Raw genomic sequence first — 15,912 nt, 5'->3', positions numbered from 1 at the left:
TCTGTGCTTTTAGAAAAATTGGAATAAAGGATGCATTGATCAACCATGTATGAGAATCAGACTTCTATGCACCACAAGCTGTTTATTATCGGCGCAGGTGCTGCTGGATTAATGGCCGCTGTTACTGCGTGTGATATGGGTATCGATACTGCCATTCTGGAGAGTAACGACCGGATTGGAAAGAAAATATTAATGACAGGTGATGGGCGCTGCAACATTACAAATGAATCCACTGCAACGGGTACAGATGAAGCAATCGCTTTATCGCGCAAGTATCACAGTAATCAGGCCGGATTTCCACTTGCGGTATTGCAGCAATTTGGCATCCGTCAGACCATAGATTTTTTCTCCTTTCTCGGGCTTCCGCTTACAAGATTGAAGGATGGCTTGATGTATCCGATGTCGCTGCAGGCAGCAGCGGTGCTGGATATTTTCCAGCTTGCGCTGGAGGATCGGAATGTTCCGGTGTACCTCAATAACAAAGTGTTGGATGTTACTGTTTCGAAGAATCATCCGCGCTTCAAGATAAAATGCCAAACGGAGACAGAGGAGGAGGTTGTTTATACTAGCGACTATCTACTTCTATCTGCGGGTGGCCTTGCCGGTCCAAATGCGGGAAAAGAACCTCCTGGGTATACACTTGCTGAACGTCTGGGACACACCCTGATTGAGCCTTTACCGGCCATTGTGCAACTGAAGCTGCAATATCCGAATATGAGAGCACTGTCCACTATCAAATCTCAGGGACAAGCTCATATTATTGTAAACGGTAAAGTCATCGGCAGTGAACAGGGCGAAATTGCCTTTACGGACTATGGTATTACTGGTCCGCCAATTCTCCAGCTAAGCAGGAAGGCTGCGTATCATCTTGCAAGAGGAGAACAGGTGAAATTATCGGTGGATCTGATGCCTGACCGCACGGAGGAAGAGTTAGTTGAGTTTTTAGAAAGGCTCTGGGAGACTTTTGGACACCGGACGGTTGCAGATTCTCTCGTTGGCATCTTTAACAAGAAGCTTGTTACGGTCCTACTCAAGGAGACCGGCTTAGATCAGCAGCCACAGCTGCTTTGCCAGGCTCTGTCGTTGAAAACTAAGGAGAAATTTTATCGAATCTTGAAGCGCTGGGAATTTAAAGTGACGGATACCAATGGCTTTACGAATGCACAAGTGACAGCTGGCGGCATCGATACGTCGGAAATAATCGAAGGAACGCTGGAATCCAAGCTAGTACCTGGGCTTTATTTGGCTGGCGAAGTGATGGATGTGGATGGAGACTTCGGCGGCTATAACCTACAATGGGCCTGGAGTTCCGGATATGTGGCCGCCATGGCGCTAGCTAAGTCAATTCAATAAATTTATTAGGAAAAGGGATGCATCAATTAACATGTATAAGGATCAGACTTCTAAGCACCACGAGCTGTTCATTATCGGTGGGGGTGCTGCAGGTCTAATGGCTGCAGTTACAGCGAGGGATCAAGGTATTGATACAGCAATTATTGAAAGCAATGACCGGCTGGGGAAGAAAATAATAACGACGGGTAACGGGCGTTGCAACATTACGAACCAATCCACCGCCACCGGTACGGATGAAGCGGCCGCTTTATCACGCAAGTATCACAGTAATCAGGAAGGATTCCCAATACATGTATTGCGGCAATTCGGTGTCCGCCAAACGATCGAATTTTTCTCCTCGCTCGGGCTTCCTTTTGTAAGCTTGGAGAATGGCCGGATGTATCCGATGTCGCTGCAGGCGGCTTCGGTGCCGGGTGTATTTAAGCTGGCGCTGGAGGATCGGAATGTTCCCGTATATTATAAACATAAAGTGTTGGATGTTACCGTTTCGGCGGGACATCCGCGGTTCGCGATAACCTGCCAGACGGAGACAGAGGAACAGGTTGTGTATACCAGCGACTATCTTTTTCTATGTGCAGGCGGCCTTACCGCTCCCAAAACGGGAACGGACGGCTCCGGTTATACGCTTGTCCAACGTCTGGGGCACACCTTGATCAACCCGGTGCCAGGCATTGTACAATTGAAGCTGGATTATCCGTATTTGAAGGAACTATCGGGCATCAAATTTGAGGGAGAGGCCCATGTTATCGTAAACAATGAAGTCATCCGCACTGAGTCTGGTGAGATTCTTTTTACGGACTATGGTATCTCGGGCCCGCCCATACTTCAGCTCAGCAGAAAGGCTGCGTATAATCTCGGAATAGGAGAATCGGTGACATTGTCGGTTGATTTAATGCCGGAGCGCACGGAGGAAGAGTTAATTGATTTTCTGGAGATCCACTGGGGGATCTTCGGACACCGGACGGTTGCCGATTCCCTTATAGGTATCGTCAGCAAGAAACTGATTCCAGTTCTGCTGAAGGAGGCTGGAATTGATCAACAGTTGCACCTGCTTTGTCAGGATCTTTCGTGGAAAACAAAAAAAATATTTTATAAAATCTTGAAGCGTTGGGAATTTAAAGTGACCGATACCAATAGCTTTACTAATGCACAAACAACAGCTGGTGGCATCGATACGACGGAGCTAACCGAAGGAACGTTGGAATCTAAGTTAGTCCCTGGACTGTATTTGGCAGGTGAGGTGATGGATGTCGATGGAGATTGCGGCGGCTATAACCTGCAATGGGCCTGGAGCTCCGGCTATGCCGCCGCGATGGCGCTTGCTGATCGACGTGCTAGCACCACGTAAGGGGGCAGATGGTTGCTGACTCTTAAACGATCACCTATTACTAGGCAGAGGTTTGCTGTAACAAGTCTGGTTTTAGTAATGTGAAAGCGATGAGGGTTGTTTCTCATCGCTTTTTTGTGATTTTTTAAAGTTTGGTGCTCATTTAAAAATGATTGTTGGGGTTTAGCGAAATATCAATATTCGTTGCTTAACTCTGATGTCTTCATTTTACCTCAACTTTATTGTCGTCCCTTTATTAATCCTTAAGTTTATCAATTAGAGCTAGTATTCGTCTATTTTTTGTATCTTCCTTTTTAGCAAGCTCAATATAATTAATCTGCTCTCGTTTAATGTAATCAGGCTGGTTTAGAAATGTATTCAGCATGTGGTACTCTTCAAGGTTTGTAGTAATGTAATCTGGCACAATCAGTTTACGATTTTCCTCGCATTTCTTAAGTATTATATGTAATGTATCACCGAGCTCTTTTTGTAATGCTCTTCGAATAAATTCGTTATAAACAAAATAATGCCCATTCTTTGACGGCAATAAAGTATGGTCAAATTCGTACCCGTCAACAGAGATTTGAATAGGTACTTTACCATTAGTATTGAATATCTCCCTTACTGAATAGGGGAAATAGACTACTTTCCATTTCATTTTACCTTCCAGCAGCTTTATCTCACTATCAAATTCATAAACCATATTAAATAACACTCCTCGTGGTAAAGAAGCTGATTTCGGTCACTCATTTTATCATAGCCACTTTGCTGTTTCTAGGTGATTCGAATTCAATATGCTGTTGCAATAACCTATATGATGTTGAACATGCCTTATCTGCATGAGGATAACATCAGTTTTAGTTATTTCTTCGTATAGCACACATGGTTCCAATAATCTGCCGTCAGTAAGTTCATCAAAAAACTTGCGAGCCACACTCAATATATCTTCTACGTACTGTGTCATTTCCTCTTTAGTAGGGTACTCAGAGCACTCCTTATCTAAGTCTTCTGTTATATCTTTACCGAAGTCAGGTATTTTGAATTCTTCATCCTTTTGCTGCCTAAACCAAAATTTCATACTGGTTGTAGCATGGAATATATGCTTCCAGTATTTATGCTTGGCATCCTTCCAAAAATGATCAGGACATACTTCGATAAGATTCTTCAACATTTCTACGGTTGGATCAAACTGTCTTCTTAAAACAGCCACCATCTTATCACTCATGTTCATCAACTCACTTCTCGAAATTTTGAATCTTAACTTTATTCTTGTTCTCCACAAACAAAACCAAAACCTTCCATTTTACGATGGTGCATTTGGAAAATTTGTGTCACATAATAATTTAATGAAGCTGTCGCTATTTATCTTGAATTAAAAGTATTGCAATATAGGATAGGTTCGCGATTCAATCATAAAAAAATTATTACTTATACTGGAGGAACCTCTAGAAGATGAACCCACAACTGTTACAGGATTTTCCGTTCTTTGAACATCTTGATGATGAATATTTAGCTGAAATTACTAAGGTATGTGGCGAGCGTACTTATATAAAAGGAGAGTCCATCTTTTTTGAGGGTGAAGAGGGAGAGGAGCTCTATCTGGTTCTATCTGGAGTTGTTCAAATCTATCAAGATAACCACTCTAGGGATGTAGTACTCTCTATTTTTAGAGTAGGTGATTTCTTTGGAGAGATGGCTTTGTTGCAAAATGAAAGAGCGCGCTCTGCTTCTGCGAGGACCATTGAGAAGTCTACCTTATGTATTTTGAAAAAACGCGATTTCATTCCTTTACTAAAAAGTAATCCGGAAATACTAATCTGCATTTTGGAAACAGCATTAGATCGTCTGCGTGATGCCAATAAATTAATAACAGGCTTGACCGTTATCGACGTGCGTACGCGTATTGCTCGCGTGTTGTTGCGTCTAACAGAAGAGCACGGAGTGCCCTCTGATGAAGGTGTTCTAATCGATTTGAAATTAACGTATCAACACCTGGCGGATATGACAGGAACGGCGCGTGAGACCGTGAAAAAATCATTGCTTGGATTACAGGATGAGCAGTTGATACGTATTGATTAAAGGAAATACATTATGATGCGGCTCCATAGGTAGTAAAAGAAAAGACACCTTGAAGGGTGTCTTTTTACGTTATTGCAGCTTAAAAAGAAGATTCCAACAGTATTCCCGACTTTAATGAAAGTTCCCGGTTTCATTTTCCGTGAATTTGCCGTCGCTGTCATGCTGAGATTGCTTGCGGCGATCATTACGGGCTTGTTGCTGCTGTTGGGCTTCCAGGCTGTTTACGGGCGTGGCTTCCAAATCTTTTACAGTGTTGATCAGATTCTTGTCTGGTTTATTTGCGCTCAATTGAAAATTCCTCCTTGTTTACCTAATGGTTGTGAATTTTATTATGTGCTGGCTACTGTGTGGCTATTCGTGTTGTATGATCACAATCCATTCGCTGTCCTATAATCATTAGCTCAGAACACGGTTAGATATGGGAGATATGAGTAAATGATTGTTTCGGAACCTTTTTTAGTTTTGATATGTTGAACGTGTTCTGGTTCCAGAATTTGTATTATTTTCGAAGGGATACAGGGGCTAGATGCAGGATCTCTTTCTAAATATTTAGGAGGTGAAAAGAGAAACTTCATTTTTTGCAAGCGGTTACAATGATATCTGCAACAAATTTAAATCGGGAGGAAATAAAATGAAAAAAAGAGTTGCAAAGGTAACCAGTATTGTTGTGTTGTTTTCTCTTGCTCTTTCTTTAATAGTAGGTGGATGGACAAATACGGTGGTGCATGCTGCTGGTCTTGCGGTAACAGGCAGTGGAGGCTGGAATGAAACGGCATATGTGGAATGGTCACCTGTAAGCAATGCGACAGGGTATAACGTTTATGTTAAATTGGCAAGTGCAGCGGATTCTGGGTATCAACAAATTAATAATGAGTTAATCCGCAAATATTCTTCCTACTGGAGAGCAGATGCTGTTGGGCTTGCAGCCGGTAATTATGTGATGAAAGTTGAAGCTACCTTGTCAGGGGGTGGGACGGTAAGTGCGGTTTCAAATCCACTATCCGTAACGTCATATGACCGCTCAGGATTTGCTTTTTCGACTAGTTCGCAATATGGTACAGGATCAGGGGCTTATAATGAGAATGGAACCCTCAAGAATGGTGCTCAAGTGCTGTATATAACATCTCAGAATGCGCAAACCGTAACCCTTGGTGTGAAAATCAACAGCTCCGGCGCTGTACAAACAGGGGTTGGTCTGGGTGGTATTCTGACACTGAGACAAAAAGGTTATGATACAACTCCACTTGCGATCCGAATTATCGGAAAAGTTACAGCTGCTGATCTGAGTGGACAGCTTAACAGCAGTGGGTATCTTGAAGTCAAAGGTAAAAACAATTATTCGGAAATGAATATTACTATTGAAGGTATCGGGAATGATGCTTACGCGTACGGTTGGGGAATGCTTCTAAGATATGTAGGTAATGTGGAAGTAAGAAACCTGGGTGTAATGTTATTCCCTGACGATGGCATTTCAATGGATTCCGGCAATATGAATGTCTGGGTGCATAATAATGATATTTTTTATGGAGCTGCTGGAGGCGATGCAGACCAAGCCAAGGGCGACGGTTCCACAGACCTTAAAAATGGATCCAACTATATTACAATCTCTTACAACCATTACTGGGATTCCGGAAAATCCTCGCTAGTTGGTTTGAGTGAGCCGGCTGAATTTTTTGTTACCTTCCACCACAACTGGTTTGACCATTCGGACTCCCGTCATCCGCGGATTAGAGTGGCTTCCGTCCATATCTATAACAACTTTTTCGATGGTATCTCCAAATACGGTGTGGGTGTAACTACAGGTGCTTCAGCTTTTGTAGAATCTAATTATTTTAGACATGCTAAATTTCCAATGATGATCTCCTTACAAGGTACAGATGCTTTAGGGGAGGGTACGTTCTCAGGCGAAAATGGAGGTGTGATTAAAGCCTATAACAATCTTATTGTAGAGGCTTCAAGTCTCATCTATGCGAATTCAAACACAGGGACAGCTCCTGCTAATGCTACCTCATTTGATGCTTACTTAGCTTCGTCAAGAAATGAAACCGTCCCAAGCTCATACAAAGCATTAAAAGGCGGAACAGCCTATAACAACTTCGACACGAGCGTAAATACAGGAGTGAACGTATCTAATATTGATAACGTAAGCAATGTTGAACAGATTGTTATGGCAAAAGCCGGACGTCTGAATGGCGGAGACTTCACATGGGAATTTAATGATTCAGTGGATGACGTTTCGTATGCGCTGAATACAGCGCTGATGTCTGCAATCAGAGGCTACACAACGGGACTTGTCTCTGTAGGGGGGAATTCAAACCCAACGAACCCGACTCCGACTCCATCAGTAACACCTACGCCAACAGTAACTCCTGTGCCAACAGCGACCCCAGCTCCAACAGCAACTCCTGTACCAACGGCGACTCCAGCACCGACGACAACGCCAGTGCCGACAGCGGGAGCAACCGTTCACAACTTTACTACGGATGGAACAACAAGCAGCTTCTTCAATATCCAAGGCAATCTCTCAACAAGTAAGGGAACTGTGGCATATCAGGGTTTAACCCTATCCCAATGTCTAAAAATTGAGAGTGCAACCAGCATTCAATTCACTTCTGCTAAAGCTTCAACGCTAACCCTAGTGTTCAACACAGAGGGAACGAAAATCAAAGTGGATGGAACAAGTTACCCTATAACCAATGGCATTGCCACTGTCTCTCTGGCCGCAGGTGCGCATACCATTACAAAAGATAGTACGGCGAATCTGTATTATATGAAGCTGGAATAGGGAACTGACCGCCTCTACTTTAATATGGAGTATCAGAAAAGCGACCTGTAGGGGTCGCTTTTCTTTGCTTTTTCTTATGGTCTTATTACTTGAGTTATTGTCGATTGAAAAACTATCAATTTTGTGTTGATTTGATTAATCTTTATCATCAACCAAATCAATAATCTCACGAATATCCTCAATATTTAAAGCTTCTGCAATTTTGCTTATATGACTAAAGTTAATATTCTCCCTTTTTCCATTAGCTAACTCACTTAATGCAGCATGTCGGACATCGGATATTCTGGACAATTCTCGTAGGGAAATCTTATGTTTTTTGGTCAATTCTGATATTTTTACTATAACTCTCTTTCCCACTTCTAATCGCCTCACTAACTCTGAGTTTTCATCTTGACTATACGCATAAGCGTAACGTATAATAATTCCATAACTGGTACGCTTATGCGTATTGAATGCGTATTTTTTATTCTCACCAAAAAAATGTATCTCATATGAGAAGTTGAGGATAAGTGGTGGATATGAGCCTTTATTTAATTCGTATCACTAGAAGCAAACTATAATGAAAATAAATCTCCTCAAATATCTAAAAATGGAGGCTCCTATGCCCAACATTCTCGAATCTCTATACCACGGCAGCTTATTTCCCAGCGTGGATTTCATCTCCAAGGATCCCAGCTACCGTCCGAAGGGGATTTTGATGAGCTGGAGTCTTTATTGGAACTGTATTCTCAAGCCCAGGGGATGGAGATGACTGCTGCATTTGTGTGTGGATTCAAGACCGGAGCGGCAATGATGATTGAAATCTTAGTTGATGATTAATAATAGGATAGTTTCTCTTCATAAGTAGTTTCCTCAAATACTTTCTTGGATTAGCTTTCCCCTCAAGACACCAATCAAGGTGTCTTTTTAGCCTATCAATAAGACTATGTCCTTCCTATGAAGGAATATCCTTACATTCTACCGAATTCCCTACATATTAATTCTAAATACGCGAACACAGAAGGAATAGCCATGGACGAAGAAAGATACCTGATTATTGTTAAAAACAAAGACCGCACCTCAGAAATCGCATCATATGAACAGTTGGGCGTAAACATAAGGTTGATTTATCGCAGTTCTAATAAACCCTATTATTACAATGCAAGTGATGTAATGATTCTAGACAAGCCCGTTATTACAGCAATCACCAAAGAGCAAGTGGTGTTTCATCGGGATAACCCTCTTAGCAATGTTATGCGAGTGCTGGATTTCGGATCTCGGATTCGTGTGTTTTTTAAGGATGGAACCAATCGGGTGTATGAAGCCGTGCATGTTCGAATCGAGAGCAGCGGAGTGAAGAGCTCAGATGCGTTGAAGGTCATGGAGTATTGGCGTGCCATTTCAGGGCATATTGAGGGCGGAGAAGATCAGCCGGAGATGGACGCTTTTTTAAAAAAGGAATTTGCCAAGCTCAGTTTTGTACACCCAGAAAGTGTATTGAGTCACTATGTTAATGGGTCTCCGGTGAGCGAGGATGTCACTGTTGAATTACAGCCGATCTTCCCATTCAGGTATAACCTTAGCCAAAAGACGGCCCTGGATCATGCCTTACGAAGTAAGATCAGTATCATTGAAGGCCCTCCAGGTACAGGCAAAACCCAGACCATTCTCAATATATTGGCCAACCTGGCTGTGATGCAAGAGAAGAAGGTGGCTGTGGTCTCAGGCAACAATGCGGCGGTGCAGAATGTGCGCGATAAGCTGGAGGCGGAGGGTTATCCCTTTTTGGTTGCGGGGCTTGGCAATAATGAGAATAAAGAAAATTTCTTTGCGAATCTGCCTGTCGCCGAGGTCTCTGGCTGGGAAAGCGAGTTGCCTGAGGCGGAGCTACTATCCAAGATACAGGAGCTGGATGGTCGTATTAATCGGCTGATGGTACTGGATATGGAGAAGGCGCGTTTGAAGCAACAGCTGTCGGCGTATGTGCTGGAGCAGAAGCATTTTGAGAACTACTACGCCAAGCAGAATATAGAGCCATTAGAGAAGTTGTCATTCTATCATGAGACGCCTGAGCGGATGCTTGAGTTCATGAAGGATAGCCACCTTGCGGTGAGAAAAGGTAAAGAGAATGGTCTTTTGTACAAGTTCAAGCTTTTTGTCAAACATGGGTTCACGGAGCTTAAATATTTGAAGGAACAGGGGGCAGATGTGATTCTGAATGTTCAGCGGAAGTTCTATATTCTGCGGATTGAAGAGCTATCGGGTCGTATTGTAAGGATTGAACAAGAGCTGCAGTCTGCGTCCTATCAGCCTTTACTGAAGGAACACCAGCAGTGTTCCGTTCAGCTTTTCCAACATAAGTTGTATGAGAAATATCGTAATCTCTCTCGGTTGAAATGTAATGCAAAAGATTATCGGCAGAGCAAAAACTTTAAGTCATTCATCGAATATTATCCGATTGTCCTAAGCACGACTCATTCTTTGCGTAATTGCGTGCCGGCCAATGATCTGTTTGACTACGTTATTATTGACGAGTCTTCTCAGGTAGATCTGGTGACAGGCGCACTTGCGCTATCCTGTTGCAAACGTGCGATCATTGTTGGGGATACCAAACAGCTGCCGCAAATTGTGAGTATGGAGATTGAGAAGAAGGTTGGATGTGCTGCATCCGCTAACATCGACGAAGCTTATAATTATTTTCAACACAATCTACTGTCATCCATGCTTGTCCTATATGGAGATGATATTCCCAAAGTGATGCTTAAAGAGCACTATCGGTGCCATCCCAAAATCATTCAGTTTTGCAATCAAAAGTACTATAATGGCGATTTAATTACTTTTACGACTGAAGAGGATACAGAAGTTCCACTGCTGATTTACAGGACTGCGCCGGGTAATCACTTGCGAGAAGTAACCATTGGTGAGAAGAAAGGGAAGTTCAACCAGCGGGAGCTGGATGTCATTGAAGGGGAGATCCTTGCGGGTTGGGAGGAAGTAGCGGCTGGTCAATCGGATATTGGCTTCGTCACACCTTACCGCAAGCAGGTAGAGAAAGCAGCAGGACAGTTTGTCGATGATATCGAGAGTGACACGATACATAAATATCAAGGCCGGGAGAAGTCTATTATGATTATGTCTACAGTGTTGGATCAGACACGCTCTGGCAAAATAGGTATGAAATTTGTGAATGATCCCTGTAAGGTTAATGTGGCCGTATCCCGTGCGCAGAAGAAGTTTATTCTGATAACGGATCATGCCCTATTTCGGAAATATGGTAATGAAATTGGGGATCTCACACGGTATATGGAGTATAGCACGCTGGATGAGAACGTGGTGGACAGTGAGATAGTATCCATATTTGATCTGTTGTATCAGGAGTATTCGGGTAAGCTTCGGGCATTTAGAGAACGGGCTAAGAGAGTTAATGTATCTAAATTCAAATCGGAAAATCTGATGCAGGCACTGCTTGAGGGGCTTTTACAGGAGCCGGTTTATAGCGGATTTACACTCGGCAATCAGGTTCTTCTCAAGAATCTATTCAAGGATGTGAATAGATTGAAAGACCAGGAGCGGCGATATATCAGTAATAGAGCCTCTGTGGATTTTGTCATTTATCATAAGTTGGATCGGAAAGCGGCGCTTGCCATTGAGGTAGACGGATTTGCTTTTCATGAGAATAAACCGGAACAGAAAGAGCGGGATAAAATGAAAGATACTATTTTTAATACATATGGAATAAAGTTAAAAAGGTTCGCAACTAATGAGAGCTCAGAGGAGAGAAAGATCAGGGAGCTGCTGGATGCTATTATGCAATCAAGCTGATGTTTAATAATCACAGTACTCCGTAAGTCCACCTTTCAGTTTCTAAGAAAGCTGCTGTAAGTAAAGTAAAAGACATCTTAACCGTGTCTTTTACTTTACTATATAAGCACGTTTCAGCGCTTCAGGATAGTTGACCAGCCTATACTAATTCTCGGTTATTCCCCATACCGGTCAATCGCCATAGCTGCGGATTTCAGCATGCGCCGCTTAAGATGCTCACCCTCGACGATTTTTACGCGCAGGCCAAGAAAACGGATTTTGGACAATAGGAATTCGCTGTCGTCTCTCATGTAGATGACTTTGATTCGATAGATGCCCGAATTTTCATCAAAGGACACGGATTTATCAAAACAGGAAAAGGCGTACAGAATTCGGGACAGCTCAGCATTAAAGGTGGGAATGACTTGAATACATGCACATTCTTTCTGATCCTCTAATAATCGCGTTATTCTTGCTTTTAAGTCATCAATCCGTTTGGCAGGGAAGGGAGCTACTTCAACAGAAACAATGTTTTTTAGTTTAGTGGACATAAGAGAACGTTGCCGGGTGCTGTACCATTGCAAATACCACTCCCGCTTATACATGTTGTATTCCAGCTTATGAGCGAACCCGGATTGGTCAGTTCGTTGGCCTCCATGCTTAATATGGAAAGTAATAAGGATCGCTTGATTCTGCATGATTATACGGCGGAGTGTACGAAGCATTGGGTGATAGACCTGCCGCTCTTTGCTTTTAGCTTTCTCCATAATAATTCCCTGCACTTCTGTGGACGCTTCTGCCTCCAATATGGAGTTCAATTTACTTAAGGTATCCAGTGTAAAAGCTGCTTCTGAGGCCGGGTGCATTAACATGGTTTTCAGCCAGGAACGTTCCTGGGAGGTCAGCGCTAATGAACCCACTTCGTCGAGGCGTGAAATGATTTGGAAGTTAAATATTTTCTCAAATGGATTCATAATAGCTGTGAATCTCCTTCCACTCCGCGATAAATTGCTTACGCAGCCAAGGGGGTTCTAATACCTCGCAGCTCGAACCAAAGCTTCGTAACCACGGCTTAATTTCATAAATACCATTCACTGTGATCTCATAAAGGAATGTAGAATCGGACTCTTCCGTAATTACTCCCCACTGTCCCTGCGCTTCAACCCGCTCCCGAATAAAATTAACACCAGAGCGATTGGGGTTATAAAATCTCGCCACCACTTTAATTGCACGGGTGGTATCTATAACCCAGCTGTTTGTCATCTGCTCTTCCAGATTGCTGAGTTTCTGAGCAAACTCTGCTTCTTCCACAGTGTCGCCCTCCTCAATTTGAGTAAGGCCCTCCATTCGGAATTTCATGATGCCCATACGTGAATTATGTCCGATTAAATACCAGCGCCCATATTGATGGTCATAGATGACGCGGAGCGGAAGAACGGTTTCTGTGACGCCCCTTGTTTCCCGCTCAAAGAGAGGATTGGTATTCTGAGAGGCGTAGTTTTTGCCCTTTTTAGGGGATAGATATAGAAACTTAATTTTTTTTCGCTGCTGAATCGCTGCAAAAATTGTGTATAGGTGTGCCTCGTCAAGAATACGTGAATGATAATTATACTTGTATCTATGGGTTTCCGTAGCTTCGGGGTTATAACCCCGCTTCCGCAGGACCTTTTTTAAGGTGTCGCGCAGCAGGTAACCTTGCACCGACGGAGTCTGCGTGTTGGCGATGACATCAACATAGTCGTAAAGATCCAAGAGCTGATCGCCCGATAATTGATCAATCAGATCGTTAGCAGCCTTGTATCGATAAGGACGGCCCTCATTTACACGAAGAATAACGCCAACTTCCTCAAGATATTTCAGATCTCCACGGATGGTCTTCTCATCGGGCATTGGACAATCGGTTGGCATTTGCTCACTGCAGACATCCTGTAGATCTTTAGCCGTTAGCTCCTGAGTCTGAAGCGCAGTTAATAGTAGAGTAAGCCGGATGCTCTCCGTTTCCTTAAGCGACTTCGCCCGGAACAAGAACAGGAGCAGCGGGTCGGCAGATTCATAATAGTTATAGCGGAGCCATTCAGAGAGTTCCGTTCCTTGTTCTGTAGGCAGGTCTTGTTGTAATACGGTTACCATGCCCTTCAGGTTGCGCAGCGTTTTGTCATAGGTATGTACAGAAATGCCGAGACGATCGGCGAATTGTTGTCTGCTGTAAGCTCCCCCCGCTAAAGAGAGCATGCGAAGAAATTGAATCTCCTTGTCAAAACTTTCCCGGGCCATTTGTATCCCTCCAGCCTGTAGCGAATCCATTAGAAATAGTAGTACTTATTATATTAAGCACCAGAGTTGAATAAAATGGAAGTATTTTTGGCCGCCGCCATACTTCCGCCCTGTTCGTTACAGGGAAGATGAGCGAAGATAGATCCATGAAGCCGAAGCAATTCTGAAGAGGCGTTCGAATAGTATCAATGGTAGAGAATAGGGAAGTAACCGATCTGGAGGGATGAAGATGGATCCTATAAACAAGCTTATCTGTGAGCAGCTGGAACAGATTGAATATGAGGAGCAAGTTACAATATTGTATGCCTGCGAATCAGGCAGCCGGGCCTGGGGATTCCCATCGCAGGACAGTGATTATGATGTGAGATTTATTTATCTGCATAAACCGGAATGGTATCTATCTATTTTTGATAAGCGGGATGTGATCGAGCGTCCTATTAACAATATGCTTGATATCAATGGCTGGGATTTGCGTAAAGCACTGAATTTATTCCGGAAGTCAAATCCACCGCTGCTGGAGTGGCTGCAATCACCCATTCAATATGCAGAAAAGTACAGTATAGCAGAGAAGCTTAGAAGCATCTCCCCGTACACATTTTCGCGGAAGTCTTGTATGTACCATTATTTAAACATGGCAAGAGGGAACTACCGTGATTATCTGCAAGGCGAACAGGTCAAGATCAAAAAGTACTTTTATGTGCTTCGTCCCGTTCTAGCTTGTGAGTGGACTCACCGATATGGAGAGATGCCGCCGATGGAGTTCGATGTACTGGTAGAGCGGCTTATTCCGAAGGATGAAGAGCTGTGGCAGGTGATTCAGCAATTGCTGGCACGAAAAAAATCCGGTGAAGAACTAGACTACGGACCGCAGCTAACCGTGATTAACGATTATTTAGAAGAACAGTTCCAAGTGTTGGATAAGGTGGCGGCGTCCTTGAATGCTAAGGAGAACAACAGAGATCATCAGCTGGATGCTCTATTTCGAGAAGCTTTACAGGAAGTATGGGGACGGGCCCTATAGAAAGATTGATAGGAGGAAGATGGTAGTGGCTATTGTACAACTGAAATCTACGAATCCAAAATTCACTTTTTTAATTAAAAAAAATCCAGTGACAGGTATGCAGCTTCGTCCGGTTCGTCAGGGAGTGGCTTATGGATGGTATTCTGATGAGGCAACTTATAACGTTTATTTTAAGGATGCAGATAACGATATATCCTACAAGCAGAACGGAAGCGAGAGCTTTGAGTATTTAAATGTCTCCCGGTTTAATACACCTCTATTTCCGCTTAATGCGGTCAATGAGTTTTTCTCTACACCCTTCAAAGCCCAGGATGAACGGGATGCGGAAGGATATGAGCATTCTTTTTTCATTAATATGGTTCAGGTTGAGCGGATACACTATATTGAATTTTTCCAAAAGCATTTAAAGGGATATACCTTCTCCTTGCAGCATCAGGCACATAAGAGCTATTCGCTGACGATTACCACACATAAAAGCTTGTATCACCTCTTGCATGTTGTTGGTGTGCTGTCCTTGTTCTTATCCATATTTGGGGATGAGTACATAGATATTTCGGATGCTATCTTGGATAAATATATCCGCAGCCTTAACGTCATTGATGCACCCTTTTATATAAGAAGTCTATTTGCAAGGAATTTCCTTACCTCGAAGGAACGGTTCAAGCGATATAAAGCCTCCATCGAACAAACGGACCAGTATTCTATTGGGCTGGAGTATGGCGGTACTGCGATGCAGCGGCGTACTTTTATTTCGAGTGTGCTTCCATTCAATAAGCCGATTCTGGACATCGGTTGCGGAGAAGGTTTCTATGCAATTCCGTTTGCCGGGAAAATAGAGAGTACCTATTATGCGGTAGATATAGCTGAGGAGCTGCTGGAGGTTGTGAATCGGAAAGCGAAAGCTAAGGACATTGATAACATTGCAACCTTTGGCTCACTGGACCATTTTCTGGAGTCGTACAACGGGGAGCAGGTTGATGTGATTCTAACAGAAGTTGTAGAGCACATGAGCGAAGGTGAGGCAGCAGAGCTTATTCAGCAAATAATCGGTAATGTGAATTTTCAACAGCTTATTGTGACCACACCGAATGCTGATTTCAATCGTTATTATGAGCTGGAAGGATTCCGGCATGAGGATCACAAGTGGGAAATGGGACAGCAAGCGTTCGGGCAATGGGTTTTGGATACGATTCAAGGTTTAGCAGTCGAGGTCGAATATTTGATGGTTGGTGACCGGGTTGGCGAGATCCGTACGACGCAATGCGCTATTGTGCGAAGAAAGGAGGAATAGAC

General features: G+C 43.3%; 14 protein-coding genes. 8 read left to right on the top strand and 6 right to left on the bottom strand.

All coding sequences use genetic code 11. From position 1 onward, the window contains the following. Positions 1 to 45: 45 nt before the first annotated feature. Entirely contained in the window at positions 46 to 1,353 is a 1,308-nt protein-coding gene (locus tag MHH49_RS08930; protein ID WP_326046974.1) for a BaiN/RdsA family NAD(P)/FAD-dependent oxidoreductase, read from the top strand. Between the two features lie 31 nt (positions 1,354 to 1,384). After that, complete coding sequence (locus tag MHH49_RS08925) at positions 1,385 to 2,701, top strand: BaiN/RdsA family NAD(P)/FAD-dependent oxidoreductase (protein WP_036687159.1); 1,317 nt, start codon at positions 1,385 to 1,387, stop codon at positions 2,699 to 2,701. Positions 2,702 to 2,936: 235 nt separating this feature from the next. Here the strand turns inward: MHH49_RS08925 and MHH49_RS08920 are convergent, their stop codons facing one another. Together MHH49_RS08920 and MHH49_RS08915 are read right to left on the bottom strand one after the other, a co-directional pair. Next, positions 2,937 to 3,383: a YdeI/OmpD-associated family protein gene (locus MHH49_RS08920; protein WP_036687161.1), complete on the bottom strand. Its 447-nt coding sequence runs from the start codon at positions 3,381 to 3,383 to the stop codon at positions 2,937 to 2,939. A gap of 51 nt (positions 3,384 to 3,434) precedes the next feature. Further along, the gene (locus MHH49_RS08915; RefSeq protein WP_339812613.1) at positions 3,435 to 3,905 is read right to left on the bottom strand and encodes a DinB family protein; all 471 of its coding nucleotides are present in this window, start codon (positions 3,903 to 3,905) and stop codon (positions 3,435 to 3,437) included. 227 nt (positions 3,906 to 4,132) lie between these two features. Between MHH49_RS08915 and MHH49_RS08910 the strand changes: the two genes are divergently transcribed. Continuing rightward, entirely contained in the window at positions 4,133 to 4,759 is a 627-nt protein-coding gene (locus MHH49_RS08910; protein ID WP_339812611.1) for a Crp/Fnr family transcriptional regulator, read from the top strand. 111 nt (positions 4,760 to 4,870) lie between these two features. On the opposite strand, the gene MHH49_RS08905 is transcribed toward MHH49_RS08910, so the two are convergent. After that, entirely contained in the window at positions 4,871 to 5,047 is a 177-nt protein-coding gene (locus MHH49_RS08905; protein WP_169744731.1) for a hypothetical protein, read from the bottom strand. Between the two features lie 343 nt (positions 5,048 to 5,390). Here MHH49_RS08905 and MHH49_RS08900 point away from each other — a divergent pair, with 343 nt between their 5' ends. Beyond that, positions 5,391 to 7,544 (top strand): pectate lyase family protein, encoded by a 2,154-nt coding sequence (locus MHH49_RS08900; RefSeq protein ID WP_038568140.1) that lies wholly within the window; start codon positions 5,391 to 5,393, stop codon positions 7,542 to 7,544. A gap of 135 nt (positions 7,545 to 7,679) precedes the next feature. Here MHH49_RS08900 and MHH49_RS08895 read toward each other — a convergent pair whose 3' ends face one another. Beyond that, entirely contained in the window at positions 7,680 to 7,901 is a 222-nt protein-coding gene (locus MHH49_RS08895) for a helix-turn-helix domain-containing protein (RefSeq protein ID WP_036687168.1), read from the bottom strand. Between the two features lie 222 nt (positions 7,902 to 8,123). Here MHH49_RS08895 and MHH49_RS31165 point away from each other — a divergent pair, with 222 nt between their 5' ends. Together MHH49_RS31165 and MHH49_RS08885 are read left to right on the top strand one after the other, a co-directional pair. After that, complete coding sequence (locus tag MHH49_RS31165) at positions 8,124 to 8,363, top strand: DUF6809 family protein (protein ID WP_445667569.1); 240 nt, start codon at positions 8,124 to 8,126, stop codon at positions 8,361 to 8,363. A gap of 192 nt (positions 8,364 to 8,555) precedes the next feature. Continuing rightward, positions 8,556 to 11,345 (top strand): AAA domain-containing protein, encoded by a 2,790-nt coding sequence (locus MHH49_RS08885; protein ID WP_339812609.1) that lies wholly within the window; start codon positions 8,556 to 8,558, stop codon positions 11,343 to 11,345. Between the two features lie 155 nt (positions 11,346 to 11,500). On the opposite strand, the gene MHH49_RS08880 is transcribed toward MHH49_RS08885, so the two are convergent. Beyond that, complete coding sequence (locus tag MHH49_RS08880) at positions 11,501 to 12,298, bottom strand: WYL domain-containing protein (protein WP_339812608.1); 798 nt, start codon at positions 12,296 to 12,298, stop codon at positions 11,501 to 11,503. Beyond that, the gene (locus MHH49_RS08875; RefSeq protein WP_076141443.1) at positions 12,285 to 13,598 is read right to left on the bottom strand and encodes a helix-turn-helix transcriptional regulator; all 1,314 of its coding nucleotides are present in this window, start codon (positions 13,596 to 13,598) and stop codon (positions 12,285 to 12,287) included. The genes MHH49_RS08880 and MHH49_RS08875 overlap by 14 nt, the downstream gene beginning before the upstream one ends. A gap of 229 nt (positions 13,599 to 13,827) precedes the next feature. Here MHH49_RS08875 and MHH49_RS08870 point away from each other — a divergent pair, with 229 nt between their 5' ends. Next, entirely contained in the window at positions 13,828 to 14,619 is a 792-nt protein-coding gene (locus MHH49_RS08870; protein WP_076105209.1) for a nucleotidyltransferase domain-containing protein, read from the top strand. Positions 14,620 to 14,644: 25 nt separating this feature from the next. After that, entirely contained in the window at positions 14,645 to 15,910 is a 1,266-nt protein-coding gene (locus tag MHH49_RS08865) for a class I SAM-dependent methyltransferase (protein ID WP_036687179.1), read from the top strand. Positions 15,911 to 15,912: the final 2 nt, after the last annotated feature.

Source organism: Paenibacillus sp. FSL F4-0122 (assembly GCF_038002845.1).
Taxonomy (GTDB): Bacteria; Bacillota; Bacilli; order Paenibacillales; family Paenibacillaceae; genus Paenibacillus_AQ; species Paenibacillus_AQ odorifer.
This window is presented reverse-complemented; position numbering and strand designations above follow the sequence as displayed.

Bases quoted from the DNA above. Each gene is read 5' to 3' on its own strand.
- MHH49_RS08900 (WP_038568140.1), top strand. From the start codon at position 5,391: ATGAAAAAAAGAGTTGCAAAGGTAACCAGTATTGTTGTGTTGTTTTCT.
- MHH49_RS08925 (WP_036687159.1), top strand. From the start codon at position 1,385: ATGTATAAGGATCAGACTTCTAAGCACCACGAGCTGTTCATTATCGGT.
- MHH49_RS08915 (WP_339812613.1), bottom strand. From the start codon at position 3,905: ATGAGTGATAAGATGGTGGCTGTTTTAAGAAGACAGTTTGATCCAACC.
- MHH49_RS08880 (WP_339812608.1), bottom strand. From the start codon at position 12,298: ATGAATCCATTTGAGAAAATATTTAACTTCCAAATCATTTCACGCCTC.
- MHH49_RS08930 (WP_326046974.1), top strand. From the start codon at position 46: ATGTATGAGAATCAGACTTCTATGCACCACAAGCTGTTTATTATCGGC.
- MHH49_RS08910 (WP_339812611.1), top strand. From the start codon at position 4,133: ATGAACCCACAACTGTTACAGGATTTTCCGTTCTTTGAACATCTTGAT.
- MHH49_RS08875 (WP_076141443.1), bottom strand. From the start codon at position 13,598: ATGGCCCGGGAAAGTTTTGACAAGGAGATTCAATTTCTTCGCATGCTC.
- MHH49_RS08885 (WP_339812609.1), top strand. From the start codon at position 8,556: ATGGACGAAGAAAGATACCTGATTATTGTTAAAAACAAAGACCGCACC.
- MHH49_RS08870 (WP_076105209.1), top strand. From the start codon at position 13,828: ATGGATCCTATAAACAAGCTTATCTGTGAGCAGCTGGAACAGATTGAA.
- MHH49_RS08920 (WP_036687161.1), bottom strand. From the start codon at position 3,383: ATGGTTTATGAATTTGATAGTGAGATAAAGCTGCTGGAAGGTAAAATG.